This window comes from Methylobacterium sp. 17Sr1-1 (assembly GCF_003173775.1).
Classification (GTDB): domain Bacteria; phylum Pseudomonadota; class Alphaproteobacteria; order Rhizobiales; family Beijerinckiaceae; genus Methylobacterium.
The window spans coordinates 2114641-2137861 of sequence record NZ_CP029552.1; the positions used below are offsets into that span (position 1 = coordinate 2114641).

Sequence of the window (23221 nt, forward strand, 5' to 3'; positions counted from 1 at the left end):
CGATATGTCCCCCGCATCGCTTGCGCCTGAAGGAACATCGTCCATGCCGCTGAGTGCCGCCGCGCCGTCCGACAGCGCCCTGAGCACCGCGAAGGCCACGGCCCGCGCCGTCGATCTCGGGCCGCTGCCGGAATGGGACCTGTCGGACCTCTATGCCGGCCTCGACGACCCGGCCTTCGCCGAGGACCTCGCCCGTGCCGAGGCCGAGTGCCGCGGCTTCGCCGAGAGCTATCGCGGCCGCGTCCGGGACCTCGTCTCCGGCGAGGGGGCGTCCGACCGGCTCGGGACCGCGGTGGCCGCCTACGAGGCGATCGAGGACCGGCTCGGCCGGCTGATGTCCTATGCCGGTCTCGTCTATTCGGGCGACACCACCGATCCGGCCCGGGCGAAGTTCTACGGCGACACCCAGGAGCGGCTGACGAACGCCGCGAGCGACCTGCTGTTCTTCACCCTCGAGCTGAACCGGATCGAGGATGCGCTGATCGACGCGGCCGCCGCCCACCCGCCGCTCGCGCGCTACCGCCCCTGGCTCGAGGACATCCGCCGCGAGAAGCCGCACCAGCTGAGCGACGAGGCGGAGAAGCTCTTCCTCGAGAAGTCGGTGACCGGCCGCGCCGCCTGGAACCGGCTGTTCGACGAGACGATCGCGTCCTTGCGCTTCCCGCTGCGCGGCGAGGAGCTGACGCTGGAGCCAACGCTCAACAAGCTCCAGGACCCCGACGAGACCGTGCGGCGGGACGCGGCGAGCGCGCTCAGCACCGTGTTCCGGGGCAACCTGCGGGTGTTCACGCTGATCACCAACACGCTCGCCAAGGACAAGGAGATCTCCGACCGCTGGCGCGGCTTCAGCGACGTGTCGGATGCCCGCCACCTCGCCAACCGGGTCGAGCGCGACACCGTCGAGGCGCTGGTCGCCGCCGTCCAGGCCGCCTATCCGCGCCTGTCGCACCGCTATTACAAGTTGAAGGCGCGGTGGTTCGGTCGGGACGACCTCGCCTACTGGGACCGCAACGCGCCGCTGCCGAAGGTCGAGCAACGCACGATCCCCTGGGCCGAGGCGCGCGAGACCGTGCTGTCGGCCTACGGCGCCTTCTCCCCGAAGATGGCCGAGATCGCCCGGCGCTTCTTCGACGGCGGCTGGATCGACGCGCCGGTGCGCCCCGGCAAGGCGCCGGGCGCCTTCGCCCACCCGACCGTGCCCTCGGCCCACCCCTTCGTGCTCGTCAACTACCAGGGCAAGCCGCGGGACGTGATGACGCTCGCCCACGAGCTCGGCCACGGCGTCCACCAGGTGCTGGCGGGTCCCAACGGCGCCCTGATGGCGCCGACGCCGCTCACGCTCGCCGAGACCGCCAGCGTGTTCGGCGAGATGCTGACCTTCCGCCGCGTGCTGGAGGCCACCACCGACCCGGTCCAGCGCCGGGCGATGCTGGCCGCCAAGGTCGAGGACATGATCAACACGGTGGTGCGCCAGATCGCGTTCTACACCTTCGAGCGCAAGGTCCACCTCGCCCGCCGCGAGGGCGAGCTGACCGCCGAGGCGATCAACGCCCTGTGGATGTCGGTGCAGGCGGAGAGCTTGGGTCCGGCGATCCGCCTCGACGAGGGCTACGAGCCGTACTGGGCCTACATCCCGCACTTCATCCACTCGCCGTTCTACGTCTACGCCTACGCCTTCGGCGACTGCCTGGTGAACTCCCTCTACGGCGTCTACCAGCGGGCGAGCGGCGATCCGGCGGCGGAGGAGGGCTTCGTCGAGCGCTACTTCGCGCTGCTGGCGGCCGGCGGCAGCCGGCCCTACGGCGAATTGCTGGCGCCGTTCGGGCTGGATGCCCGCGACCCGGCCTTCTGGCAGATCGGCCTGTCGATGATCGAGGGCATGATCGCGGAGCTGGAGGCGATGGAGGGGTGAGCCGTCATCGAACCGTCGCGCCCGGCCCCTAGCGACGGCGGCCGGGTGCGGCGGCGTCCCGGTCGCGCCTCTCTCGACAGGCGGGGACGAAGGACGCCCGATGCCGCCCCTCCTCAGCGACGAACCCGCCCTGCCGGGCCTGATCTGGGCGATGCGGTTCGACGCGGCGGGCCGCGGGCGGCTGCTCGAGCCGGGCGACGAGATTCCGGCGCTCGGCCGCTTCGGCGAGGGCTTCGTCTGGCTCCACGTCAACCTCAACGACGCGCGGGTGCCGGCCCTGGTGGCGGAGGGGCGCCTCGGCCCGCCGGACCTCGCGGCGGCGGCCTTCGCCAGCGACCCGCACCAGCGGGTCACGGTCGAAGACGGCCAGGTCGGCGGCGTCATCGCCGACCTCACCCGGGACGCCGACCTCGCCCGCGACACCGAGGTGCCTGCCGCTCCCGAGCGCCTGCCCGACGCCGCCGGGCGGCTGCACTTCGTGCTCGGGCCGAACTCCCTCGTCAGCGGGCGCCGGCACCCGATCATGGGACCCGACGCGGTGCGCGAGGCGATCGCCGAGGGAAGGGCGCTGCCCGGGCCGGTGGCTTTGCTCGAAACCCTGATCGGCCGAGTCGCGGCGGCGATCGGCGCCCGCGGCACGCTCCTGTCCGAGCGCCTCGACGGGATCGAGGACCACATCCTCGACGAGCGCATCCGCGACGAGACCCGCCAGCTCGGCCCGATCCGGCGCGACGCCGTGCGGCTGCACCGCCAGCTCAACGGCCTGCGGGCGGTCTTCCATCGCCTGGAGGAGGACGGCGAGGACCTGCCGGAGGAGACCCGGGAGGCGGCCGCCCGCATCGCCCAGCGCTTGGATGCGCTGGACCGCGACATGGTGGTGCTGGCCGAGCGCAGCCGGCTGCTGCAGGAGGAGCTGTCGGGGCTGCTCGCCCGCCAGTCGAACCGCCAGCTCCACACCCTGTCGATCCTGACCGCCCTGTTCCTGCCGCCGACGCTGGTCACCGGCCTGTTCGGCATGAACACCAAGGGCCTGCCGCTGGCCGAGTGGGACGACGGCTCGACAGTGGCGATCGGAATCGCGGCCCTGTCCGCCGCCGCGGCCTTCCTGCTGATCCGTCGGCTCGGGCTCGGCGGGCAGAAGGGGTGACGCCTCTCGCGTCGATCCAATCAGCTTGACCGTGCGAAGGGCGACTGAGGGTGGAGAGCGGACGATCGCGCGCGGCGCAGCGTCAGAGCGTCACCCCGCGATCCAGCACGGTCGTCGCTTGATCGAGGACGCGTGGCCAGAGGCCGTCCGCGAGGATGCAGAACCCCGCGAGGAACAGCAGCGCGCGGATTTCGGCCAGCTTGACGAAATGCGGCAAGGCCCGCCGCTCCGCCCTGGACAGCGGGCGTACGCGTTCGTAGCCCGCTAAGAGCGCGGCGACGAGCGCCGCCGTCTTCGCCGGATCACCGCGCAAGAAATGCCAAGCCGCAGTTCCGAGGTCGAGCACGTAGGGACCGTAGCCGCAATCGTCGAAGTCGAAGAAGCCGATCGCGCCGTCCCGAGCGACGGCGTTGGCCAGCCGGGCGTCCCCGTGACAGTTTCCGGAAGGCAGGTCGTGCGTTGCAGGATCGCCCAGCATCTCCGCCCGGCATCGGTCCACGGCGTGCCGCACAGCCTCGCTGCCGGGGATGCGCACCAGCGATGCAGCGGGGTGTGCGCACAGCGTTGCCGGATCGAGCGGACGCGCACCGCCGGCCTCGATCCCGGCGAGAGCCCCGTGCAACTGCGCCAGCGCCGAGCCGAACAGCGCCACGTCTTCCGGGACATCAGCGAGCGGTCGACCGTCGAGGGCGTGGAACAGGCTGCCAACACGGTCCACGCCCTCGAACAGCACGCGCGCGCAATCCGTACCATCGGTGGTCGGGATCGGACGCGCCACGTCGACGCCCGGCTTCGGCCGGACCTCGTTCAGCAGGCACATCTCGAATGCGATCTCGGCTGCGGATCGGCCGGTGGGCCGGTAGAGGCGCAGGTAGTAGGCAGCGTCGTCCGCGGTAAGACGATAGGTTCGGTTCGCGCCAGGGACCACCAACGCGCAGCCGGCGAACATGCGTCCGTAGCATCGGGAGAGGGCGCGGAGGTCGATGTCGCTCATCGGCTCGGCCTACCACGCGCGTCCTGAGCCGGGCAGCAGGGCCCGCGTCTGCCACGGGTCGAAAGCAGCCCCCTGACATGGTCAAGCTGACTGGGCTTCGACACTACGCCCGCTTGCGCCGTCCCGACATCTCCGCCACCGCGATCCCGCCCAGCACCAGGGCGAGGGCCGCCGCCTCGACGAGGCCGAACGGCTCGCCCACCAGTCCCACCGCCAGGATCGCCCCGAAGGCCGGCACGAGGTTGTTGAACAGCCCGGCGCGGTTCGGCCCGATCGTCTCGACCCCGCGCATATAGGCGAGCTGCGCCACGAGCGACGGCCCGAGCGCCGTGAAGGCGATCAGCGCCCAGCCGGCGCCGCCGGGCCACAGGACCCGGCCGGCCGCCCATTCGCCGACGAGGAGCGGCACCGAGGTCGCCCAGGCGGCGACCGCCATGGCGGCGAAGAAGGCGAGGCCCGGCACCGCCGGCCGCAAGGGGAGGGCGATGGTGTAGCCGGCGTAGAACAGGCAGGCCAGCAGCACCAGGAGGTCGCCGCGGTTGACATCCAGCGCCCGCAGCCGCGCGAGGTCGCCGTGGCTGGCCACCAGCACCACTCCGGCCAGCGTGATGGCGGCGCCGAGGATCTGCCCGCCCCGCACCGCGACGCCGCGGACGAGAAAGTTCAGGACGAGCACCAGGACCGGGATCGTGCCCTCGATCAGCGACAGGTTGACGGCGCTCGTCAGCGCCCCCGCCTCGTAGGTCAGCGCATTGAAGCCGGTATAGCCGACGCCGCCCATCAGCAGGATCAGCGGCCAGTGCGCCCAGAGAGTGCGCCGGTGGGCCCAGGTCTCGCGCCCGGCCATCGCGGCGATGGCCGTCAGCGCGATCGACCAGCGGAGCGCCACGAGCGCCTGCGGCGAGACGAGGCCGACCGCGACCTTGCTCGCCACCGCGTTGCCGGCCCAGAGAAACGTCGCGAAGGCGAGCAGCGCGTAGGCAGCGGCCGCCGAGCGGCCGGGCCTCACGCCAGCGCCATCAGGAAACGCTCGATCAGCTCCAGGGCCCGCTGGGTCATGGCGATGGGATAGCGGATGAAGACGTGGCAGCCGCCGGTATAGACCGAGGTGTAGCCGCCGTTGTTGGCCGCGGCCCAGCGCATCGACATGAACAGGGTATCGTCGAGGAGCGGATCGCGGGTGCCGACCGAGAACAGCGCCGGGGGCAGGCCGGCGAGGTCGGCGTAGAGCGGCGACACGTCGGGCGAGCGCCGGGCGACGCCCTCCGGCACAAAGCCGTCGGCGAAGCGGCGGATGTCGGTCGAGTTGAGGACGAGGCGCTCGTCGCCCCAGTTGCGGGCGCTCGCGGTGACGCCGAGGTCGTAGAGGCCGGAAAAGAGGTTGGCGCCGCGAAACGCCTTGGGCAGCCGGTGGCGGTCGCGCAGGCGCAGGAGCGTCATGACGCTCAAGTGGGCGCCGACCGATTCGCCGCCGATGGTCAGCGCCTCGACGCCGAACAGCTTGCGGCCCTCGTGGTAGAGCCAGAGCGCGGCGGCCTCGCAATCGTCGATCGGGGCCGGGTAGGGGTGCTCGGGCGCCAGCCGGTACTCGACCGAGACGCAGACGAAGCCGCAGCGCTCGGCGATGCGCTCGAGCCAGGGATCCTGCTCGTCGGCCCCGCCCCAGATCCAGCCGCCGGAATGGATGTGCAGGTAGGCGCCCCGGGCCTTCCGCTGCGGCCGGATCACCCGGAGCGCCAGCGGCCCGCCGGGACCGGGAATCGTGATCGTCTCGGCCCGCTCGCTGCGGGGCATCGCCGGATAGGCGACGCTGCCGCGCCGGCGGCGCTCGCGCACCTCGGCCACCGGCATCGACCAGGGGTCCGGCGCCTGGGCCTGGGCGGCGATGATCTCCCGGTTCAGCCGCTCGGCGTCGGGATCGGTTTTCGCCGGGTCGAAGAGCGCGTGGTCGATCATGCTCGGGGTATCAATCTCGCGGCGCTGCGCCGCCGGCCTCGCGGGCGGCGGAGCGTCTCGGGGTTGCGGGTGGGCCACCGTCCTGCCCGGTGTGGCACACCGGGCATCTTGGGATAATCCGCGAAGGTTGCCATCTCAGGTCCGGATTGCCAAACGGTGCAATGCGCCGGGCGGCGCAGGGTTTCGTCCGGGATGTGACAATCCCGCAACGCTCGCCCGCAACGCGCGGGTTGCGTTGCGTCACGGTTCACCGTCCATCCGCAACGGCAGGGTCGCGAGGAAGCATGAGCGAGCAGAGATTCCACCGTCCCTTCGGCGGGCAGGGTGCGGGCCCCCAGGGCGGCCCTCAATTCGGGCAGGAGCCCTACGAGTCGGGCTACCGGCAGGACCGGCGCTCGGCCCTGCACCGCTTCCTCGGCGGCTCGCCGGGGGCGGTGCTGGTGCGGCTGGTGTTCCTGTCGCTCCTCGTCGGCGCCGGCATGGCGATGATGGGGGTCACGCCCGGGCTGCTGTTCGCCCAGGCCTACGACACGATCCACTCGCTGATCGCGCTCGGCTTCGAGACCTTCCACGATGCCGGCCGCTGGTTCGTCGCCGGCGCGGTGGTGGTGGTGCCGCTCTGGCTCCTGTCCCGCGTCTTCGCCCGCGGCCGCTGACCGGCGATGCATCGCGCCGTCCCGAGCCGGCCCGGCGCGAGCCCGGAGGTCACGCACAGGCGGATCCTCGCGCTCGCCCTGCCGATGACGCTCGCCAACGTCACGACGCCGCTCTTGGGCCTCGTCGGGACGGCGGCGGTGGGGCGGCTCGGCGACGCGTCCCTGCTCGGGGCGCTGGCGCTCGGCGCGGTGGTGTTCGACTACCTGTTCTGGACCTTCGGGGCGCTGCGCATGGCGACCGCCGGCCTCACCGCGCAGGCGACCGGGGCGGGCGATCGCGCGGAGATCGACCGTACCCTCGCCCGGGCGCTCGCGGCGGCCGTCACGGTCGGCCTCGTCATGGTGGCCTTGCAGGGGCCGCTCGGGGCTCTGGCGCTCAGGCTGTTCGGCGCCAGCCCGGCGGTGACCATGGCGCTCGCCGGCTATTTCGCCATCCGGATCTGGTGCGCGCCGTTCACGCTCGCCAACTACGCCATCCTCGGCTCGACCCTCGGGCGCGGGCGCACCGATCTCGGCCTCGGCCTGCAGGTGGCGATCAACGTCGTCAACGTCGTGCTCACCCTGCTCTTCGTCCTCGGCCTCGACTACGGCGTCGCCGGGGCGGCCCTCGCCACGCTGCTGGCGGAGGTCGCCGGCACGGTCCTCGGCCTCGTCGTGCTCCACCGTCTCGGCTCCAGGCCCTGGCGCGTGCCCCTCCCCGAGATCGCCGAGCGCGCGGGCCTGACCCGGATGCTCGCGGTCAACGGCGACGTGATGGTGCGGACCCTCGCGCTCATCACCGCGCTCGCCCTGTTCACCGGCCTCGGGGCGCGGGCCGGCGACGCGACGCTCGCCGCCAACGCGGTGCTGCAGAACCTCTTCCTGATCGGCAGCTTCTTCCTCGACGGCTTCGCCACCGCCGCGGAGGTCCTGTGCGGCCAGGCGCTCGGCGCCCGCGACGAGGGCGCCTTCCGGGGTGCGGTGCGCCTCTCCCTCGGCTGGTGCCTCGGCTTCGCGCTGGCGGTGTCCAGCCTGTTCCTCGCGGTCGGCGGCCCGTTCATCGACGCGATCACCACCGCGCCGGAGGTGCGGGCGCTCGCGCGCGACTTCCTCGTCTACGCCGCCCTGACGCCGCTCGCGGCGGCGGCCGCCTTCGCGTTCGACGGCGTCTATATCGGGGCGACCTGGACCCGGGCGATGCGCAATCTGATGCTCGCGGCGCTCGCGGTCGACGCCGCGATGCTGGCGGTGACGCGAGATCTCGGCAATACCGGCCTGTGGCTCGCCATGCTCACCTTCCTGGCGGTCCGCGGCCTCGGCCAGGCCGCGTTCTACCCGCGGCTCGCGGCCGGCGCCTTCCCGCGGCCGCGGGCCGGAACCCTGACGGAGGCCGCGCGATGATCGCGGGTGGATGCCGGTGCGGCGCGGTGCGCTACGAGGCGGGGGGCGAGGCCTGGAACGTCACGGTCTGCCACTGTGCGGATTGCCGCGGCGCCACCGGCGCGCCGATGGTCGGCTGGCTCACCGTGCGGCGGGATTCCTGCCGCCTCAGTACGGAGCCGGCCTGGTTCCGCTCGAGCCCGCGGGCGGAGCGCGGCTTCTGCCCGGCCTGCGGCACGCCGCTCGCCTACCGCGCCGACGACCTGCCCGGGGAGATCGACCTGACGCTCGCGAGCCTCGACGATCCGGAGCACTACCCGCCGCGCGACCACGTCTGGGTCTCGCGCCGCCTGTCCTGGGTCGTGCTGCCGCCCGGGCTGCCGGCCTACCCGCAGGCGCGCGGGTCCTGACGCCTCAACCCGAACCCGCCGCACGAGACGATCCCGCATGACGATGGCGGACCCGACAGCTCCCTGTGAGACCGATGCGCCGTACTCTGCGCCGCACTCTGCGCCGTACTTGGCCCCCCGCGCGGTCGACGACCCGGCGGCCTGCACCTTCAACCACACCATCGACCTGCCCGGCCACGGCACCGTGGCGGGGGCCTGGGACCTGCGGCCGGCGCTCGACGAGTATCTCGGCCACGTCGCGGTGGCGGGAAAGCGCGTGCTCGATTTCGGTGCCACCAGCGGCTTCCTCGGCTTCGCCATGGAGGCGCGGGGCGCCGAGGTGGTGTCCTACGACTTCGCCGGCGAGGCCTGCTGGGAGATGGTGCCGTATCCGGATTTCGAGCGCGCGGTGATCGCGCCCGAGATCCGCAACCACCTGCGCCGGTTCGAGAACGCCTACTGGTACAGCCACGCCGCCCTCGGCTCGCGGTCGCGCCGCGCCGGCGGCTCGCTCTACGACGTGCCGGCGGCGATCGGCCCCGTCGACGTCGCGGTGCTCGGCAACGCGCTGGCGCGCCTGCGCGACCCGTTCCGGGCCCTGCACGGCACCCTGCGGCTCACCCGCGAGACCGTGGTGGTGACCGAGATGCTGCCGAAATCGCTGCAATTCCTGCGCTGGCTGCCGCGCAGCCTCGGCCTGCCACTGTTCCTTTTGCCTCGCACCGACCAGCGGATCCGCTTCGACGCCTGGTGGACCATCGCCCCGACCACGATGCAGGAATTCCTGGCGATCCTGGGCTTCGGCGAATCGACGGTGACCTATCACCGCCAGTCGCTGCTCGGGCAGAAGCGGCTCTGCTACACGGTGGTGGCGCGGCGCACCGAGCCGACGAACCCGGAATTGTGATTTTTTTTTGAACCTGGCACGGCCTTGAACCCTCCCCCCTCCGCGGGGGAGGGTGCCCCGCGGAGCGGGGCGGGAGAGGGGGCGACGCTTCCAGAGAGGTCGCGCGCTCCATGAAGGGCGCCATTTGGATCAGCGTCGCGCTGCCCCTCTCCCGATCCCTGCTGACGCAGGGGCCGCCTTCCCCCCGATCCAAGTCGGGCTTACCCGACTTCGGTACGTGGATGCGGATCTCGGGCTTGCCCGAGATCCGTGGGGGAGGGCTCAGACGCGCGGTCTTCACAATCGTCCGGCACCTCACGCCGCGCGCGCCAGCTCCGCCGCGTCGCGCCCGACGACGTCCGTGACACGCGAGATCCCCTCCGCCTCCATCCGGCGCAACAGACCCGCCTTGATCTCCCCGACGAGGCCCGGGCCCGCATAGACCAGCGCCGAGTAGAGCTGGACCAAGCTGGCGCCGGCCCGGATCTTGGTCCAGGCGGCTTCCGCCGAATCGACACCGCCGACGCCGATCAGCGGCAGCGCGGTTCCGACCCGCAGATAGGCCTCCGCGAGGAGCCGGGTCGAGGGCGAGAAGAGCGGACGGCCGGACAGGCCGCCGGTCTCACCCTTCGCCGCCCCGGCGAGGCTCGCCGGCCGCGCCACGGTGGTGTTGGAGACGACGAGCGCGTCGACGCCGCGGCGCCGCGCGGTGGCCGCCATCGCGTCGAGGCCGTCGAGGCCGAGATCGGGGGCGATCTTGAGCAGCACCGCGGTGCGACGTCCCGGGTCACGCCCGACTTCGTCGCGGGCCGCGACCACCCGGGCGAGCAGGTCGTCGAGGAACGCCTCCCCCTGCAGGTCGCGCAGGCCCGGCGTGTTGGGCGAGGAGACGTTGACGGTGATGAAGTCGACGAGCCCGGCGAGGCCCCTTGTGCAGGCGACGTAGTCGGCGAGACGGTCGGCCGAGTCCTTGTTCGCCCCGATATTGACCCCGACGATCCCCTGCCGGCCGCGACGGGCCGCCAGCCGCGCCCGCACGACCGCCAGCCCCTCGCTGTTGAGACCGAATCGGTTGATCACCGCCCCGTCCTCCGGCAGCCGGAAGACCCGCGGGCGCGGATTGCCCGGCTGCGGCAGGGGCACCACGCCGCCGACCTCGACGAAGCCGAATCCGAGCCCGAGCAGCGCGTCCGGCGCCCGTGCGCCCTTGTCGAACCCTGCCGCGAGACCGACAGGGTTCGGGAAATCCCGCGATATAACGGTTACACCGAGACGGGGGTCATCGGCCGGCGGACGCCGCACGGGAAGCCAGGCGAGGGCCCCGACGGTCACGGCGTGAGCGGTTTCGGCATCGAGGGCATGCAGCAGCGGGCGAACGAGCGGAAAGACGGCCGAGAGCAAGATCAACCCCTTGCGAAATCAGGAAAAACATGGGTTCCGCCGGGCCCGGCCGGCAGCGGTGCGACGTGCCGCACCGCCGAGAGCGGCAGCGTGCCGTAGAGGTGTGGAAACAGGGCGCCGCCCCGGGATGGTTCGTAACGCAGGGCCTCTCCCAATGCCTCAGGGTCAATCGCGATCAGAAGAAGATTGTCCTGTCCCGAGAAGTGCTTGGCGGCCGTCTCGGCAACCTGCGCCGCAGTCGAGAAGTGGATGAAGCCGTCCGCCAGATCGATCGGGGCGCCGTCGAACCGGCCGGCCGCCTCGGCTTCACGCCACAGGGGTGCCGGGCAGATCTTGTAGATGAGGGTCATGGGCGCCGTGAGCCTTTTCGACGGGGTGCGGGTGAGCGATAATCGTCCTTGGGCGACCCGGCAACGCCCGTTGCCTTTCGGTGAGGGTTCGGTAGTTTACATTTGTTAGTTCGCTGGTGAACGTACCCCCGCGGCAAGCCAGGTCTCCCATGCTGTCTCACGAGCGGATCTGGTCCGCGATCGACCACCTCGCCCAACGCAACAATCTGACGGCGTCGGGCCTCGCCAAGCGGGCCGGGCTCGACGCGACGAGCTTCAACCGCTCGAAGCGGATCAGCCCGGACGGACGCAAGCGCTGGCCCTCGACCGAATCGGTCGCCAAGATCCTGGCCGCGACGGGGGCGACGCTCGACGACTTCCTGAGCCTGATCGAGCCGCGGAACGGCGGCTGCGGCCGCGTCGCGGTGCCGCTGATCGGCAGCGAGTGCGCGATCGGGCATATCGGGGCCAACGGCCTGCCGGGCAACGGCGGCGCCACGGCGGAGGTGGAGCTGCCGGGCCTCGGTCCCGAGCGCTGCTTCGCCATCGAGGTCCGCGACGGCGCCCTGTCCCCGCTCTACCGGGACGGCGACGTGCTGGTGGTCTCCGCCACCGCGGCGATCCGCAAGGGCGACCGGGTCGTGACCTGTCTCGGCGGCGGCAGCATCCTGGTCGCCGAGCTGAAGCGGCGCACCCCCCGGGCCGCCGAGCTCAGCGGGCCGGCGCCCGGCGATCCCGACCGGGTCGTCCCGGCCTCGGAGATCGCCTGGATGGCCCGGGTGATGTGGGTGCGGCATTAGATCTTATTCCGCCGCCGCCCGCCGGTTGCGCCACTGGGTCAGCAGGGCGCGCAAAGCCGCCGGCTTCAAGGGCTTGCTCAGCACATGGACCCGCTGCGCGTTCGCCGCATCGCGCACGTCGGGCGAGCGGTCGGCGGTGAGGAGCACCGCCGGGATGTCGGCGGCGAGCGCCGCCCGCAGACCCGCGATGAGGTCGAGGCCGGTGCCCTGGTCGAGGTGGTAGTCGGCCACGATCACGTCCGGGCGCAACCGCCCGCCGAGCACCAGGGCCAGGGCCTCGGACAGCGAGCCGGCGGTGTGTAAGCTGCAGCCCCAGCTGCCGACGAGCACCCGCATCCCGTCGACGATCGCCGGCTCGTTGTCGATGGCGAGCACCGTCAGCCCGGCGAGCGGCACGGTGGCCGGGCGCGGCGCCTCGCCCTGCGCCTCGACCACCGGCCGCAACGGCGCGCTCGGCACGGCGACCGAGAAGGCGGAGCCGCGGCCCGGCCGCGAGGCGAGGCTCACCGGGTGGTCGAGGAGCCGCGCGGTGCGCTCGACGATCGACAGGCCGAGGCCGAGGCCGCGGGCGACCCGCGCGCCCTGGTCGAGGCGCTGGAACTCGCGAAACACCAGCTTCTGCTGCGCCGCCGGGATGCCGAGCCCGCTATCCAGCACCATCAGCACCACCCGGTCGCCGCGCCGCCGCGCGCCGACGAGCACGCGCCCCTCCGGCGTGTACTTGATGGCGTTCGACACCAGGTTGTGCAGGAGCCGGCGCAGCATCTGCCGATCGGAGCGGAGCGCCAGCGAGGAGGGCATCACCGTCAGCGCTAAGCCCTTCTCCTGCGCCAGCGGGCCGAACTCGCGCTGGACCTGGCGGAAGAGCTCCGACACCCGCACGATCGAGAGCTGGGGTTTCAACGCCCCGGTATCGAGGCGCGAGATCTCGAGCAGCGCCGTCAGGATCTCCTCGACGGCGTCGAGGGAGGCGTCGACGTTCTCGGCGAGCGTCGGGTCGGTGGCCCGGTCGCGCTCGACCAGCGCGCTGGCATAGAGCCGCGCGGCGTTGAGCGGCTGGAGGATGTCGTGGCTGGCCGCCGCCAGGAAGCGCGTCTTCGAGGCGTTGGCCTCCTCGGCCTCGGCCTTGGCCCGGGTGAGCGCCGCGTTGAGGCGGGTCAGCTCCTCGGTGCGCTCGCGCACCCTCGTCTCCAGCTCCTCGTTGAGGCGGGTGCGGGCCTCCTCGGCGGCGACCGAATCGGTCACGTCGGTATAGGTCGCCACCACGCCGCCATTGGGCAGGAGGTTGGCGCGGATCTCGATCACCCGGCCGCTCGGGTGCAGGCGCAGGCGCTGGGGCCCGGATTCGAGCCGGAAGGCGGCGATGCGCTCGCGCACCAGGGTGTCGGCGTCCCGCGCCCCGTAGGCGCCCCGCCCCGCATTGAAGCGCACGATCGCTTCCAGGCCGATGCCGGTCTGGATCATGTCGGGGGGCAGGTCGTAGAGGTCGGCGAAGGCCCTGTTCCAGACGATCAGCTTCATGTCGCGGTCGAAGACCGTGATGCCCTGCTTGGCGTGATCGAGTCCGTGCTGGAGAACGTCCCGGCTGTACTGGAACGCCGCCGAGGCGTCGTCGAGGAGCTTGAGCGCGGCCTTGGGCGAGACGTTGCGCCGGCGCAGCAGCAGCGACAGGGCGAGCCGGGCCGACGACGCTCCGATCGCCGAGGCGAGCAGGTGCTCGGCGTGGCGCAACTCGGGCAGGCCGGCGACCGCGTCGTCGCGCAAGCGCCCGCGCCCCTGAGTCTGGGCGAATTCCTCGAAGGCCCGCACCGCCCGCTCCTCGCCGAGGAAACGGGCCACCGTCGCGCGCAGTTCGGCGAGGGTCACGGCGCTGCGAAACAGCCGGAAGCTCGGGGCCACGGCGCCGGCCTCGTCGAAGCCGGCGACCTGTCCGAAGGCCTCGGCCTGCAGGCGCTCGATCGCGCTCGGCGGGCGCAGGAGCGAGAAGGCGATATAAGCCAGGGTGTTGAGGCCGAGGCTCCACAGCGTGCCGTGAACGAGGCGGGGAAAGTCGTCGACGCCCATCAGCGCCGTCGGGCTCAACGCCGCGATGCCGAACGGCCCCTCGGCGATCAGCGTCGCCGCCCAGCCGTCGCCCGTCACGAGGCTCGGCAGCAGCAGGGTGTAGAGCCAGACCGCGAAGCCGACGATCAGCCCCGCCGCGGTCCCCAGGCCGGTGCCCCGGCCCCAGGAGAGCGCCCCGACGAAGGCCGGGCCGATCTGCGCCACCGCCGCGAAGGAGAGCAGCCCGATCGAGGCGAGCGCCACCTCGCCGGCGATTCGCGAATAGGCGTAGGCCACCAGCACCACCGCGACGATCGCGATGCGCCGCACCACCAGCACGTAGCCTCCGAGATCCGGTGCGCCGGGTTCCGGCGAGGGGGCGCCGGCCACGAGGTTGCGCCGGCGCAGAGCGACCGGGATGACGAGATGGTTCGAGATCATGATCGCCACGGCGACCGACTCGACGATCACCATCGCGGTCGCCGCCGAGAGGCCGCCGATGAAGGCGACGAGCGCGATGCCGTCGGCCCGCTCGTGCAGGGGCAGTGCCAGCACCGTCATGTCGCGCTGGACCGTGCCCTCGGGGAAGAGGGCGAGGCCGGCGAGCGCGAGCGGCACCACGAACAGGTTGATGATCACGAGGTAGAGCGGAAAGGTCCAGGCCGCCCGCCCGACATCGGCGACCGCGCGGTTCTCCACCACCGCCATGTGGAACTGGCGCGGCAGCAGCAGCACGGCGGCGGCCGAGAGCAGGGTCTGGACGATCAGCGTCGCGGGGCCGGAGGTCTGCCCGACCAGGGTGCCGAACCCGTGGACGGCGCTCGAGGCCTCCGGCAGGTCGCCCAGCATCCAGCCGACCACGAAGCCGCCGACGGTGAGGAAGGCGAGCAGCTTGACGAGGGATTCGAGCGCCACCGCGAGGGTCAACCCGTCCTGATGCTCGGTGGCGTCGGCGTGGCGGGTGCCGAAGGCGACCGCGAAGCCCGCGAGCACCAGGGCCACGAACAGGCCGAGATCGCCCAGCATCCCGGCCGGCGCGCCGACCCCGTCGGTGGCGCGCAGGAAGACCTGGAGCGAGGCCGTCACCGCCCGCAATTGCAGGGCGATGTAGGGCACCGCGCCCACCACGGCGATCAGGCAGACGAGCGCGGCGATGCGCTCGCTCTTGCCGTAACGGGCGGCGATGAAGTCGGCGATCGAGGTCGAGTTCTGGGCCTTGGCGATCCGCACCACCCGGGCGACGAGCCGGTAGCCGAGGCCGACCACCAGGACCGGGCCGACATAGATGGTGAGGAAGTCGAGGCCGGCATGGCTCGCCAGGCCGACCGAGCCGAAGAAGGTCCAGGACGTGCAGTAGACCGCGAGCGACAGGGCGTAGATCGTCGGCCGCACCCGCGCGTCGCGCATCAGGGTCCGCCCGGCCACGTCGCCCCAATGGGCCACCGCGAACAGGGCGCAGATATAGACGAGGGCCGCCAGCACCACCGTCCAGCCCGCGATCATCGGCGCCATCCATCCCCGGCCCGGGCGGGGGCCCGGGCTTTGCTCGTGTGCGGGGCTCTAGAGCATTTTCCGACGAAGTGGGTACCGGTTCGTCGCGGAAAATGCGGCGATGCCAAAGATCTTGAGCAAATCGGGGTCGATGCGCGACCCCGCTCTCCCGCTCAGCCGTGGCAGGCGCAGCCGGCATGCTCGCAGCCGGCGTGGTGGGGATGGCCCTCGGCGCATTCCTCGCAGCAGAAGGCCTTGCCGTCGCGGGACACGGCGTTGGCCACCGGGACCACGCAGACGCAATCCTCGCAGGCGCACGTCACGGTCTCGGCACTGGTGCTGGTCATGGGGCCTGTTCCACTCCTGGGTGATCGTGGGCGCGGTGGGCGTGCTCTTGCGGCTCGGTGAAGTGGGCGACCATGCCGCGCAGGACGTCCCGCACGTGATCGTCGTCGATCGCGTAGGCGACATGCCGGCCGTGGCGGACCGCGCGCAGGATGCGGGCGGTTCGCAGCAGGCGCAGATGATGCGAGGTCAGCGATTGCGACAGGCCGGGCGCCTCGCCGATCTCGCCGACCGTGCATCCCACCTCCAGACAGGCGAGCACGATGCGCAGGCGATCCTGTCGGATCGCTTTCGCGATGCGGAGATCGGCTTCGCTCACACGCTGCGCGGGCTTCTGATCTGTCTTTCGGAAAATCGCTTGCGGAAGACAGATCAGTCGTCGTCGATGTCGGCCGGCGAGCCCGGTGCCATCGGGCCGCTCTCCTCGACATCGTTGTCGTCGAACAGGCCCGGCGGTCCATCGAAGCCGACGACACCGTCCGGGTTGTCCGGGGTGACGTTGGGATCGACGGGTGGAGGCTGGCCGTCCTGCTGAAGCCGGCGCTCGAGGCGCCGCTCGCGCCGGAGGTCGCGCTGGATCGGCACGTCGTCCGCCCCTTGCGCGAGCAGGGCGGTGCCGGCGTCAGCGCAGATCGCGCCGAGCAGGGCCGCTGCCACCACCGCCCTCATCGTCGCCTCCCTCGTCCCGAGACGTGACGCCTCGCCGACCCCACTCTGCCGTCCGGCAGCGCGGCCGTCTGCCGCCCCATTCGGTGGTGCCGAACGCGAACGACCCCGCGGCGCGTCCGGGGCGCCGCGGGGTCGTTGGAAAACCGGCCGAGAGGAACGGCGGCGTTCAGGCCGCCGCGCGCCCGCGCATCAGGTCGGCGCCGTTGCCGACGACGCGGGTGTAGAGCGAGGAGTAGCCGTCGGCCGCCTTGTCCCACCCGAACTCGCGGGCCATGGCGTTGCGGCGCATCGCGCCGAGACGGCGCTTCGAGGCGAAGACGTCGAAGGCGCGGCGGATCGCGCCGCTCAGGCCCTTGAGCGAGGATTCGCCGAACAGGAAGCCGGTCACGCCGTCCTCGACCGTGTCGGCGAGGCCGCCGGTGCGGTGGGCGATCGGCAGGGAGCCGAAACGCTGGGCGTACATCTGGGCGAGGCCGCAGGGCTCGAAGCGCGACGGCATCAGCAGGAAGTCGCTGCCGGCGAACATCCGGTGAGCGTCGGTCTCCTCGAATCCGACCCGCACCCCGACCGAACCGGGATGGCGCCGGGCGAGGTCGAGGAAGGCGGCCTCGAAGCGGGGCTCGCCCTGGCCGGTCACCACGAGCTGCCCGCCTTCGGCGACGATCGATTCGGCCGCCGCGAGGGTCAGGTCGACGCCCTTCTGGTGCACGAGCCGCGACACGATGGCGAAGAGCGGTCCGCGCGAGACGCCGAGGCCGAAGCGGCTGCGCACCGCATCGGCATTGGCGCGCTTGCCCTTCCAGTCGTCGGGCTCGAAGCGGGTGGCGAGGTGGGGATCGGTGCGGGGATCCCAGGACTCGTCGATGCCGTTGAGGATGCCGGCGAGCCGGCCCTGATGGGCGCGGGTGCGCAGGAGCCCGTCGAGGCCGCAGCCGAATTCCGGCGTGGTGATCTCGTGGGCGTAGGTCTCGCTGACGGTGGTGACGTGCGAGGCGTAGTACAGGCCGGCCTTGAGGAAGGACAGCTTGCCGTAGAACTCGACCCCGTCGATGTGGAAGGCGCTCTCCGGCACGCCGAGGCGGCCGAGATTCTCCCACGGGAACAGGCCCTGGTAGGCGAGGTTGTGGATGGTGAGCACGCTCGGCGTGCGCAGGCCCCGCCAGGCGAGGTAGGCCGGGGCGAGCGCGGTCTGCCAGTCGTTGAGGTGCAGCAGGTCGGCGCGCCACTCGGGATCGATCCCCTGGGCGATCTCGGCGGCGGCGAGGCTGAGGCGTCCGAAGCGCAGGTCGTTGTCGGGGAAGTCGATGCCCTGGTCGCCGTAGGGCGTACCGTCGCGCTCGTAGAGGCCGGAACTGAGGATGACGTAGACCGGCAGGCCGTCGCCGGTCTCGATCAGGCCGAGGTCGCAGGGCGGCATCTCGGCGCTGCCGGGAAGCTGGGCCACCACGGTGATCTCGGGGTGGCGGTCGACGACCTGGCGGTAGCCCGGGATCAGGATGCGGACGTCGTAGTGCTGGCGCAGGGCCCGGGGCAGGGAGGCCGCGACCTCGCCGAGGCCGCCGGTCTTCACGAAATCGGCCATCTCCGGCGTGGTGTAGAGGATCCGAGGCTTGAGCGAGCCGCGCAATGCCTCGACGGCACCCCTGGAGGAGCCACCAGACGGCAGGACCGGCGCTAGCGAAGCCGACCGTGCCGACGCCGGAAATGTCATGAAGAGCCCCCACGCCGCGAGCCGGACGGATTGCGAGCGGACGATGCCGCGGCGTACTGCCACGACAACGCGCGATGCCGGTCCAGGTTCCAGTGCACTGCACAATATCATGGATCGCAGATGCGGCAAGACGAATTTGATTAACGAAAAGCAAAAATCCCGTTCTTTGCCGAATCTCGAAGCTGTGCCGCACCCCGCCGGGAGCTTAGGCGGGTAAAGGTCGGGCTCAGCCGTTCGCCGCCGGCGCGTGCCGGATCAGCACCAGGGCCTCGTCTCCCGCAAGTGCGAAATGACCTTCGTCATGCCCCTCGCCGCGCCGACCGCCGGCGCTCGACAAGAGCACCTCCCAGGCGGCCTCCGCCGGCACCGGGATCTTGCAAGCCTCGTGCCCGAAATTGAGGGCGACGCGGATCACCTCGTCCCCGTGCAGGCGCTCGTAGACGAGAACGTCGTCGGAGACCGAGACCGCCCGGTAGGCGCCGACGCTCAGCGCCGGGTATTCGCGCCGGAGCGCGATCAGGCGCCGGTGCAGGGTCAGGATCGAGGCGGGATCGTCGCGCAGCACCTCGACGTTGCGGGTCTGGGCCTGAGGATCGAGGGGCAGCCAGGGCTCGACGGTGGAGAAGCCGGCCTGCGGCCCCGGCGCCCATTGCATCGGCGTGCGCTCCGGGTCGCGGCCGCGGCCGGGCTCGTTGTGCTCCCACGGGTCGCGGACGCGCTCCGGCGGGATCGGCACCCGGCCGAGGCCGATCTCGTCGCCGTAATAGAGCGTCGGCGTGCCGCGCAGGGTGAGGAGCAGGACCGCCGCCACCCGGGCTTGCGCGTCGCCGACCCGGGCGGCGATGCGCGGCTGGTCGTGGTTGCCGAGCACCCAGTTCGGCCACCCGCCGTCCGGCAGGGCCGCCTCGTACTCGGCGATCAGCCGCGCGACGGCTTGCGCGTGCCACGGCGTCTGGATCAGCTGGAAGTTGAACGGGAGATGCGCGCCCGACAGATCGACGCCGTAATAGGCCACCAGCCGCTCCAGCGGCAGGTAGATCTCGCCGATCAACACCCGCGCCTCGTACTCCTCCAGCACCGCCCGCATCTCGGCGATGACCTGCATCACCTCGGGCTGGTCGGCGGAATGGAGCTGAAGCAGGGTGTTGATCTCGGGCTCGCCGGCCACGTAATCCGGGTTGACCGGGTTGTCGCGAAGTCCCTCGTCCTTCATCAGGTGCCAGATCACGTCGACCCGGAACCCGTCGACGCCGCGGTCGAGCCAGAAGCGCAGCACGTCCATCATCGCGGCGCGCACCTGCGGGTTGCGCCAGTTCAGGTCCGGCTGCTCGCGCAGGAAGGCGTGGTAGTAGTACTGGCCGGTCGCCGGATCGAGCGTCCAGGCCGGACCGCCGAAATTGCTGATCCAGTTGTTCGGCGGCCCGCCGTCGGGGCCGGGATCGCGCCAGATGTACCAGTCGCGTTTCGGATTGTCGCGCGAGGACCGCGCCTCGCGGAACCAGGGATGCTCCTCCGAGGTGTGGTTCGGCACGAAATCCATGATGACGCGCAGGCGCCGGCGATGCGCCTCGGCCACGAGCGCGTCGAAATCGGCCAGCGTGCCGAAGAGCGGGTCGATGTCACAGTAATCCGAGACGTCGTAGCCGTAATCGGCCATCGGCGAGCGGCAGACCGGCGACAGCCACACGGCGTCGACCCCGAGCCAGGCCAGGTAATCGAGCCGGGAGGTCACGCCCACGAGGTCGCCGACGCCGTCGCCGTCGGTGTCCTGGAACGAGCGCGGATAGACCTGATAGACGACCCCCGCCTTCCACCACAGCTCGCCCGCCAGGAGGGTGGCGGGCTTCGGGTCGTCGGTCATGCTGGGCTCCTGGCGGCGGGACGGGCGAGACGGGAACCGGGCGAGAAAGGCACGGGGTTGAGCCGCCGGGCGACCGCCCATATATGGAGCGCCCGCGGCGGGGCGTCCCGTAGGGAAACCGTCCCGCCGCCTCCGGTTCCCGCGTCCCCGCGCGCGCGACCGAGAGCGTGGCACGCCTGCATCACCGGCGGCCGCGACACCGTCATGACGGCCCCGGCATGGGGGGAGGCGCGGTCCGCGCTCGTGCCGGGACGACCCGCGGCCGATCCGCCGGAAGAGCGACGCGCCGTGGCCGGAAGATCAGACCTCCGGTGCAACCCTGCCCTAACGGTTATCCGTTCCCCAGGGGCATCGCTTAACCCTTAGGTCCGACCTGCGGGGAGGCTCGAAAGCGTTCACACTCGCTTCAGGCCGCTTCGCCAAAATCAAGTCTCGTTTCCGTGAGACGTGTCGGGACAGCAACACGCAGCGACTCGCGTGCTCAAGCTTAGTCACGGCGTCTCGACATCGCCGTCCCACAGCCACACGATGCTGCCGTGGCCAAAGGTTTGCTGCACAGCACGCGACGTGAGATCGCGCTGCAGCACCCGAGAGACCTGCGGCAGGGAAGGGGGTTCCAAGGTGCTGAACGAAGTTCTTCTATCCGGTCGCCAGCGCGAAGAGGCTCAGCGGGAGGTGCAAGCCCCACACGAGGCCGACACGTCGCGCTCCTGGATGCCGCAGGCGTCGCCCGCCGCGCCGGCGGGCGACGAGGTCACGGTGATGCGCACCGCGATCCTCGCCAAGCTCGCCTATGCACTGGGCAAGACGCCCGCCACCGCCCGCGACCGCGACTGGTTCGTGGCCACCGCGCTGGCCCTGCGCGACCGGGCGGTCGCCGCGAGCGCGATCTCGGCCGGGATCGTGCCGGTGAAGCGCGTGCACTACCTCTCCCTCGAATTCCTGATCGGGCGCCTGCTCTCCGACGCGATGGGCAATCTCGGCGTCGCCGAGACCGTGCGGGCGGCGCTCGCGGGCCTCGACGTCGACCTCGACGCGGTGGCGGGCGCCGAGCCCGACGCGGCGCTCGGCAATGGCGGCCTCGGCCGTCTCGCCGCCTGTTTCATGGAGAGCATGGCGAGCCTCGCGATTCCGGCCTACGGCTACGGCATCCGCTACGATCACGGCCTGTTCCGGCAGGTGATCGAGGACGGCGTGCAGCGCGAGGTGCCGGAGACCTGGCTCGCCGAGGGCAACCCCTGGGAGTTCGAGCGCGCGGAGGCGGCCTGCGAGGTCGGCTTCGGCGGCGACGTGGCGATGAGCGTCCAGCCCGACGGCACGCTGCGCCGCGTCTGGCGCCCGGCCGAGATCGTGCGCGCCGTGCCCTACGATACGCCGGTGATCGGGCGGGGGGCCAAGCACGTCAACGCCCTGCGCCTGTGGGCGGCCCGCGCGCCCGAGGCGATCGACCTCGCGCGCTTCAACGCCGGCGACCATGTCGGCGCGGTGGCCGAGCGCGCCCGGGCCGAGGCGATCTCGCGGGTGCTCTACCCGAGCGACGGGACGCCGGCCGGCCAGGAATTGCGCCTGCGCCAGGAGTTCTTCTTCACCTCCGCCTCGCTCCAGGACCTGGTGCGCCGCCACGTCGCCGAGCGCGGCGACCTGCGCTCGCTGCCCGACCATGCGGCGATCCAGCTCAACGACACCCACCCGGCCATCGCCGTGCCGGAGCTGATGCGGCTCCTCGTCGACCTGCACGGGATGTCCTGGGAGGATGCCTGGCACGTCACCACCCAGACGCTCGGCTACACCAACCACACCCTGATGCCGGAGGCGCTGGAGACCTGGCCGGTGGAGCTGATGGAGCGGCTGCTGCCGCGCCACATGCAGATCATCTACCTGATCAACTGGATGCATCTCGAGGAGGTGTCGAAGCACGGCGCCTCGGTCGCGCAGCTCGCCGAGGTCTCGCTGATCGACGAGAGCCACGGCAAGCGGGTGCGGATGGGGCACCTCGCCTTCCTCGGCGCGCGCCGCGTCAACGGCGTCTCGGCGCTCCACACCGAGCTGATGCGCCAGACGGTGTTCGCGCCGCTCCACGCCCTCGACACCGACAAGATCGTCAACAAGACCAACGGCATCACCTTCCGGCGCTGGCTCCACAACGCCAATCCGGGCCTGACGCGCCTCGCCGTCGAGGCGGTCGGCGCGAAGGTGCTCGACGATCCGCGCCACCTCGAGGGCCTGGCGGCCTTCGCCGACGATACCGCCTTCCAGGCGCGCTACGCGGCGGTGCGCCGCGAGCGCAAGGAAGCGCTCGCCCGCGTCGTCGAGGACCGCACCGGCATCACCCTCGATCCGGAGGCGCTGTTCGACGTCCAGATCAAGCGCATCCACGAGTACAAGCGCCAGCTCCTCAACATCCTGGAGACGGTCGCGCTCTACCAGGCGATCAAGGCCGAGCCGCACCGCGACTGGACGCCCCGGGTCAAGCTCTTCGCCGGCAAGGCGGCGCCGAGCTACACTCAGGCCAAGCTGATCATCCGGCTCGCCAGCGACGTGGCGAAGCGCGTCAACGCCGATCCGGACGTGGCCGGCCGCCTGACCGTGGCCTTCGTGCCGAACTACTCGGTGAGCCTCGCCGAATCGATCATCCCGGCCGCCGACCTGTCGGAGCAGATCTCGACCGCCGGCCTCGAGGCGTCGGGCACCGGCAACATGAAGCTGGCGCTCAACGGCGCGCTGACCATCGGCACGCTCGATGGCGCCAATATCGAGATCAAGGACCATGTCGGCCCGGAGAACATCTTCATCTTCGGTCTCGACGCGGCGGGCGTGCAGCGCACCCAGAGCCAGCCGGGCTATGCGGGCCGGGCCATCGCGGCCTCGCCCCGCCTGCGCAACGCCCTCGACCTGATCGCCGCGGGCGGGTTCTCGCCCGGTGAGCCGGGCCGGTTCCGCCCGCTCGTCGACGAGCTGACCCACGGCGACCGTTTCCTGCTGACCGCCGATTTCGACGATTACTGGCGGGCCCAGCGCGAGGTCGACGCGGCCTGGCGCCGGCCCCGGACCTGGTGGCGCGCGGCGATCCTCAACACCGCCCGCACGGCGTGGTTCTCGTCGGACCGGACGATGCGGGAATACGCCGAGGAGATCTGGCGGGTGCGGGTGGGCTGATCACGCCCGACCGTGTGATGGAAATGATAAGCCCCGCGGCGCGAGCCGCGGGGCTTTCTGCTCTAAAGCTAAACTGACCGATGTAGACGTTCCACGGCGTCATCCCGGGTTCTCGC

Annotated in this window: 19 protein-coding genes; 8 read left to right on the forward strand and 11 right to left on the reverse strand. The window is 71.6% G+C overall.

Annotated elements, in window-relative coordinates; all coding sequences use genetic code 11:
• The first annotated feature begins 43 nt into the window (after window positions 1-43).
• Complete coding sequence (locus tag DK412_RS09530; protein ID WP_109971761.1) at window positions 44-1912, forward strand: M3 family oligoendopeptidase; 1869 nt, start codon at window positions 44-46, stop codon at window positions 1910-1912.
• Between the two features lie 100 nt (window positions 1913-2012).
• A complete protein-coding gene (locus DK412_RS09535; RefSeq protein WP_245447523.1) occupies window positions 2013-3059 on the forward strand; it encodes a CorA family divalent cation transporter in 1047 nt (348 codons plus the stop codon).
• Window positions 3060-3141: 82 nt separating this feature from the next.
• On the opposite strand, the gene DK412_RS09540 is transcribed toward DK412_RS09535, so the two are convergent.
• The 3 genes from DK412_RS09540 to DK412_RS09550 form a co-directional block, all read right to left on the reverse strand.
• Entirely contained in the window at window positions 3142-4053 is a 912-nt protein-coding gene (locus DK412_RS09540; RefSeq protein ID WP_109971762.1) for a phosphotransferase, read from the reverse strand.
• A 103-nt stretch (window positions 4054-4156) separates the two neighbouring features.
• A complete protein-coding gene (locus DK412_RS09545; RefSeq protein ID WP_109971763.1) occupies window positions 4157-5062 on the reverse strand; it encodes a DMT family transporter in 906 nt (301 codons plus the stop codon).
• Entirely contained in the window at window positions 5059-6009 is a 951-nt protein-coding gene (locus DK412_RS09550) for an alpha/beta hydrolase (RefSeq protein WP_109971764.1), read from the reverse strand. Before DK412_RS09550 ends, DK412_RS09545 begins: the two co-directional genes overlap by 4 nt.
• Before the next feature lie 284 nt (window positions 6010-6293).
• Here DK412_RS09550 and DK412_RS09555 point away from each other — a divergent pair, with 284 nt between their 5' ends.
• The 4 genes from DK412_RS09555 to DK412_RS09570 all read left to right on the forward strand — a co-directional run bounded on the left by DK412_RS09555 (window position 6294) and on the right by DK412_RS09570 (window position 9320).
• Window positions 6294-6665, forward strand: coding sequence for a DUF6460 domain-containing protein (locus DK412_RS09555; RefSeq protein WP_109971765.1), 372 nt, complete (start codon window positions 6294-6296; stop codon window positions 6663-6665).
• 6 nt (window positions 6666-6671) lie between these two features.
• Window positions 6672-8045: an MATE family efflux transporter gene (locus DK412_RS09560; protein ID WP_109971766.1), complete on the forward strand. Its 1374-nt coding sequence runs from the start codon at window positions 6672-6674 to the stop codon at window positions 8043-8045.
• Window positions 8042-8434 (forward strand): GFA family protein, encoded by a 393-nt coding sequence (locus tag DK412_RS09565; RefSeq protein WP_109971767.1) that lies wholly within the window; start codon window positions 8042-8044, stop codon window positions 8432-8434. The genes DK412_RS09560 and DK412_RS09565 overlap by 4 nt, the downstream gene beginning before the upstream one ends.
• 109 nt (window positions 8435-8543) lie before the next feature.
• Window positions 8544-9320, forward strand: a complete 777-nt coding sequence (locus tag DK412_RS09570; protein WP_109971768.1) for a hypothetical protein — start codon at window positions 8544-8546, stop codon at window positions 9318-9320.
• 294 nt (window positions 9321-9614) lie between these two features.
• Here the strand turns inward: DK412_RS09570 and DK412_RS09575 are convergent, their stop codons facing one another.
• Together DK412_RS09575 and DK412_RS09580 are read right to left on the reverse strand one after the other, a co-directional pair.
• Window positions 9615-10700, reverse strand: a complete 1086-nt coding sequence (locus DK412_RS09575) for a quinone-dependent dihydroorotate dehydrogenase (RefSeq protein WP_109971769.1) — start codon at window positions 10698-10700, stop codon at window positions 9615-9617.
• A 2-nt stretch (window positions 10701-10702) separates the two neighbouring features.
• Complete coding sequence (locus tag DK412_RS09580) at window positions 10703-11050, reverse strand: DUF952 domain-containing protein (protein WP_109971770.1); 348 nt, start codon at window positions 11048-11050, stop codon at window positions 10703-10705.
• Window positions 11051-11199: 149 nt separating this feature from the next.
• Here DK412_RS09580 and DK412_RS09585 point away from each other — a divergent pair, with 149 nt between their 5' ends.
• Entirely contained in the window at window positions 11200-11829 is a 630-nt protein-coding gene (locus DK412_RS09585; RefSeq protein WP_109971771.1) for a helix-turn-helix transcriptional regulator, read from the forward strand.
• Between the two features lie 3 nt (window positions 11830-11832).
• Here the strand turns inward: DK412_RS09585 and DK412_RS09590 are convergent, their stop codons facing one another.
• The 6 genes from DK412_RS09590 to DK412_RS09615 all read right to left on the reverse strand — a co-directional run bounded on the left by DK412_RS09590 (window position 11833) and on the right by DK412_RS09615 (window position 19949).
• On the reverse strand, window positions 11833-15375 hold the full coding sequence (locus DK412_RS09590) for a PAS domain-containing hybrid sensor histidine kinase/response regulator (RefSeq protein WP_109975166.1): 3543 nt from the start codon (window positions 15373-15375) through the stop codon (window positions 11833-11835).
• Between the two features lie 161 nt (window positions 15376-15536).
• Window positions 15537-15710: a metallothionein gene (locus DK412_RS09595; RefSeq protein WP_109971772.1), complete on the reverse strand. Its 174-nt coding sequence runs from the start codon at window positions 15708-15710 to the stop codon at window positions 15537-15539.
• Window positions 15707-16027: a metalloregulator ArsR/SmtB family transcription factor gene (locus DK412_RS09600; RefSeq protein ID WP_162596167.1), complete on the reverse strand. Its 321-nt coding sequence runs from the start codon at window positions 16025-16027 to the stop codon at window positions 15707-15709. Before DK412_RS09600 ends, DK412_RS09595 begins: the two co-directional genes overlap by 4 nt.
• Window positions 16028-16080: 53 nt before the next feature.
• Window positions 16081-16377, reverse strand: coding sequence for a hypothetical protein (locus DK412_RS09605; protein ID WP_109971774.1), 297 nt, complete (start codon window positions 16375-16377; stop codon window positions 16081-16083).
• 166 nt (window positions 16378-16543) lie between these two features.
• Entirely contained in the window at window positions 16544-18088 is a 1545-nt protein-coding gene (gene glgA, locus DK412_RS09610; protein ID WP_109975167.1) for a glycogen synthase GlgA, read from the reverse strand.
• 226 nt (window positions 18089-18314) lie between these two features.
• On the reverse strand, window positions 18315-19949 hold the full coding sequence (locus tag DK412_RS09615; protein WP_245447525.1) for an alpha-amylase family glycosyl hydrolase: 1635 nt from the start codon (window positions 19947-19949) through the stop codon (window positions 18315-18317).
• 621 nt (window positions 19950-20570) lie between these two features.
• Between DK412_RS09615 and DK412_RS09620 the strand changes: the two genes are divergently transcribed.
• Window positions 20571-23105, forward strand: coding sequence for a glycogen/starch/alpha-glucan phosphorylase (locus DK412_RS09620; RefSeq protein ID WP_109971775.1), 2535 nt, complete (start codon window positions 20571-20573; stop codon window positions 23103-23105).
• Window positions 23106-23221 lie beyond the last annotated feature (116 nt).

Excerpts from the sequence above, each read along its gene's own strand:
- DK412_RS09530 (WP_109971761.1), top strand. The coding sequence starts at position 44 with ATGCCGCTGAGTGCCGCCGCGCCGTCCGACAGCGCCCTGAGCACCGCG.
- DK412_RS09535 (WP_245447523.1), top strand. The coding sequence starts at position 2,013 with ATGCCGCCCCTCCTCAGCGACGAACCCGCCCTGCCGGGCCTGATCTGG.
- DK412_RS09540 (WP_109971762.1), bottom strand. The coding sequence starts at position 4,053 with ATGAGCGACATCGACCTCCGCGCCCTCTCCCGATGCTACGGACGCATG.
- DK412_RS09550 (WP_109971764.1), bottom strand. The coding sequence starts at position 6,009 with ATGATCGACCACGCGCTCTTCGACCCGGCGAAAACCGATCCCGACGCC.
- DK412_RS09555 (WP_109971765.1), top strand. The coding sequence starts at position 6,294 with ATGAGCGAGCAGAGATTCCACCGTCCCTTCGGCGGGCAGGGTGCGGGC.
- DK412_RS09560 (WP_109971766.1), top strand. The coding sequence starts at position 6,672 with ATGCATCGCGCCGTCCCGAGCCGGCCCGGCGCGAGCCCGGAGGTCACG.
- DK412_RS09565 (WP_109971767.1), top strand. The coding sequence starts at position 8,042 with ATGATCGCGGGTGGATGCCGGTGCGGCGCGGTGCGCTACGAGGCGGGG.
- DK412_RS09580 (WP_109971770.1), bottom strand. The coding sequence starts at position 11,050 with ATGACCCTCATCTACAAGATCTGCCCGGCACCCCTGTGGCGTGAAGCC.
- DK412_RS09585 (WP_109971771.1), top strand. The coding sequence starts at position 11,200 with ATGCTGTCTCACGAGCGGATCTGGTCCGCGATCGACCACCTCGCCCAA.
- DK412_RS09590 (WP_109975166.1), bottom strand. The coding sequence starts at position 15,375 with ATGATCGCGGGCTGGACGGTGGTGCTGGCGGCCCTCGTCTATATCTGC.
- DK412_RS09595 (WP_109971772.1), bottom strand. The coding sequence starts at position 15,710 with ATGACCAGCACCAGTGCCGAGACCGTGACGTGCGCCTGCGAGGATTGC.
- DK412_RS09605 (WP_109971774.1), bottom strand. The coding sequence starts at position 16,377 with ATGAGGGCGGTGGTGGCAGCGGCCCTGCTCGGCGCGATCTGCGCTGAC.
- glgA (WP_109975167.1), bottom strand. The coding sequence starts at position 18,088 with ATGACATTTCCGGCGTCGGCACGGTCGGCTTCGCTAGCGCCGGTCCTG.
- DK412_RS09615 (WP_245447525.1), bottom strand. The coding sequence starts at position 19,949 with ATGACCGACGACCCGAAGCCCGCCACCCTCCTGGCGGGCGAGCTGTGG.